General features: G+C 42.7%; 4 protein-coding genes. 1 reads left to right on the forward strand and 3 read right to left on the reverse strand.

What is annotated here, in order from left to right:
• Positions 1-750, forward strand: a 750-nt coding sequence (locus AC1DSE_RS33165; protein WP_477528905.1) for a chloride channel protein, incomplete at its 5' end; no start/stop codon positions are given.
• Positions 751-801: 51 nt separating this feature from the next.
• Here AC1DSE_RS33165 and AC1DSE_RS33170 read toward each other — a convergent pair.
• From AC1DSE_RS33170 to AC1DSE_RS33180, 3 genes are all read right to left on the reverse strand, one after another.
• Entirely contained in the window at positions 802-1,644 is an 843-nt protein-coding gene (locus AC1DSE_RS33170; RefSeq protein ID WP_430058959.1) for an undecaprenyl-diphosphate phosphatase, read from the reverse strand.
• 201 nt (positions 1,645-1,845) lie between these two features.
• Positions 1,846-2,721, reverse strand: a complete 876-nt coding sequence (locus AC1DSE_RS33175) for a radical SAM/SPASM domain-containing protein (RefSeq protein WP_477528906.1) — start codon at positions 2,719-2,721, stop codon at positions 1,846-1,848.
• Between the two features lie 131 nt (positions 2,722-2,852).
• The coding region (locus AC1DSE_RS33180) for a DUF4166 domain-containing protein (RefSeq protein WP_477528907.1) at positions 2,853-3,215 on the reverse strand (363 nt) is incomplete at its 5' end.

The following is a 3,215-nucleotide window of genomic DNA, read 5'->3' on the forward strand; positions in this document are numbered from 1 at the left end:
GTCTTTGGCACACCTCTAGCCGGTACAATTTTTGGACTAGAAGTACTTGCAATCGGCGTCATCAGTTATGAAGCGCTGCTCCCATGCTTTATCGCGAGTTATGTTGGCCATCTGGTTGCTACCGCTTGGGGAATTCAACATATCTCCTATTCAATGGGCGATGTCCCTCCGCTCGACTGGCTGCTCATTGTCAAAGTTGTCATTGCAGCCGTGCTTTTTGGTCTAGCTGCATTATTATTCACTCAGCTTGTACAAGGACTTAAACGTTTGTTTAGTAAATGGTTTAAAAGTCCTGTTCTCAAAAGCTTTTTTGGCGGACTATTCATTATTGCTATTGTCTATGCGATCGGTACACGTGATTATTTGGGACTAGGCATCCCTCTCCTACAGCAGTCCTTTCAAGAGGCGGTTTCTCCGTTTGTTTTTTTATTGAAAACACTATTTACTGCTATAACGCTTGGGACAGGCTTTCAAGGCGGGGAGGTAACTCCACTCTTTGTCATCGGTGCAACGCTAGGAAGCGCACTTGCAGGTTTGCTCCATGTCTCCGTCCCCCTGCTCGCTGCCATTGGTTTCATATCCGTATTCAGCGGCGCTGCCAAGACGCCAATCGCTTGCTTCATCATGGGCATTGAATTATTTGGGGCTGAAGGTGCAATTTATATGTTTATCGGCTGCGTAATCGCATTTATATGTTCAGGTCGAATCGGCATCTATGAAGCTCAAAAACCAATTGAGTTACGCCCATAAATCGAAAAAAAGCCTGCTCCTTATCATAAGGGAGCAGGCTTTTTCTATTGGTTAAAAATAAACGATATAGATTACAGCAGCAAGCACGATGCGGTATATCGCAAATGGTACAAGCTTGATTTTGTTAATAAGCTTCAAGAAGAAACGAATCGAAAGAAGTGCAAAAACGAATGCGCTTATGAAACCTGCGATAAAAAACGGCAATGACTCTAACGTGAAGTACTCCCAGTTTTTCGCCAAGGACAACAAGCTCGCACCAGCCATGATCGGCACAGCCATGATGAAAGTGAAATCAGCAGCAGCGCGGTGACTCATGCCTAGCAGCACCCCTCCGGAAATAGTGGAACCGGAACGGGAGAAGCCTGGCCAGAGGGATAAACATTGGATAAGCCCAACGGAGAAGGCTTGCTTATAAGTGATCTGGTCAACTGATTCGATCTTAGGTTTCTTAGGCCCAAAACGATCGGCAATAATCATAAGTATAGCTCCGATAACTAGACCAATTAGCACTGTACGTATCGAGAATAAATGCTCATCAATGTAATCGTCAAACAATAGACCAAGTACACCAGCTGGGATGAGACCAACGATAACATGTGTTAGCTTTAGCTTTTTCTTCGGTTGAGAAGAAGCTTGTGCCGCGTCCTTGCTGCCTCTGTTCAAGCCCAGCAAGTCAATAAAACGATTTCGGAAAATAATGACTACTGCTAAAATGGAGCCGAGCTGAATAACAATTTTGAATGTGTTCGCAACGTACTTCGTCAAGTACTGTTCCGTTTGAAGCCACATATCGTCAACAATGACCATATGTCCTGTCGAGGATACAGGTGCAAATTCCGTTAATCCTTCAACAATACCTAAAATAATCGCTTTTAAAATCGTAATAAAATCCATGTGTAGTTGAATCTCCTAACTCTCTGATTGATAGAAAGACGACAAAGAACAGCACGGAATAAATCATAACACAAAAAGACCCCACTCAACAATTCCAACGCAATACCTATAATTCACATAACTTATTTCATTAATAATCGTTACTATAGTTATTTTGTTATTACAAATTGCCTTGTTGACCTACTAGCATAATCCTAGTAATCACCCAAAACGTTGGCGATAGCCGCATTTCCTGCACAGCTCCTCGACAGCTTCCCGTCTTGAGAAACCATCATAGAGATTAGTTGATCGCTCATTCTCAATAATTTCCGAGAAATGAGTATCATGAATGTTTCCTAAATTAATGACGCCCTCTCCGTCCAAGCAGCAAGGGATGACTGTTCCGTCGATAAGAATGCCTGCCYGATTCCTTAAGGCATGGCAGAAGCCTTTCCCATTATACTCCGGCTCTTTTAAATCCGGCCATTTGAACTCAGGATCTTGGTTTAGGTAAATGCGCTCCGCTATTTTGACACCTGAGCCGGGTATGAATTTTTCTTCAATTTTATAATCGAGATTAAATGCCTTCTCAATCATGCCCAGGAGCTCTCGGTTTTTGTTTTTCTGCTGATTCGTTTCATTGTCCATATCTAAGTTCCATAGCCGAAACGAAATAATAATATCGCTGCTTGCGACCGCTTCTTTTACGAATGATAAGATTTCGGCAAGATAACCTTCTTTATTCGTAGAACCGGCATGACCGTCAAAGCTGTGCAGCGAGAAGTTGATTTGACGCAAGGCGGGCTTGTTCAGTAGCTTTTCCTTGTTTTTCGTAATAAGTGTTCCATTGGACGTAATATTTACTTTGAAGCCCTTCTCATGGCTAATATCAAGCAGCTCGTCCATTTTAGGATGCAGCATTGGCTCGCCTTTTACATGAAAATAAATATAATCCGTATGCGGCTTGATCTGATCCAGTGTTTTTTTGAAATCCTCCACTTTAATGAAACCTTTCGCTCGCAATGTGGGCGGACAGAAGCTGCATGATAAGTTGCAAATACTTGTCGTCTCTATATAAAACTTTTTAAATTTTTTCATTAGTCTAGTACTCCGTTTCCCATGGATCCAGCTGCATTTACCTCGTTAGCTTGGACCTGCTTATCGTGTCAGCTTCTATTATACAACGCCAAACACGAAAGTGACAAAAAGGAATAAACAGCAGTAGCCGTTTATTCCCTCTTCTCTTCACGTAATGGCCGAATTCCAATCGGAATCGCCTCATGCTCGCTATTCACGAATGAAGCTTGGAAAGAGCCTTCATAACGGAAAATTTGGCCAAGGATAGGGTTCCGAACGTCCACAGATATTTTGTAGCAGCGCTCCTCATCGTCATACCACTCATTCACTTCTGCTCTGCCAGTAAACAAACGAGGAAATCGAAATTGAAGCCACCCTTCATAGAAACGCTGCTCACCCGAAATGATTCGAATTCCACCCTTTGTGGAAACCGCAACATCCAAATCGACTGCTAAATGCTGCTTATTTCCTAAATAATCAACGATAATCTCTCTTTCTCCGCTATACACCATCGT

It is taken from the genome of Paenibacillus sp. 01L418, from assembly GCF_056400045.1.

Coding starts and splice junctions, on each gene's coding strand:
- AC1DSE_RS33170 (WP_430058959.1), bottom strand. CDS start 1,644: ATGGATTTTATTACGATTTTAAAAGCGATTATTTTAGGTATTGTTGAA.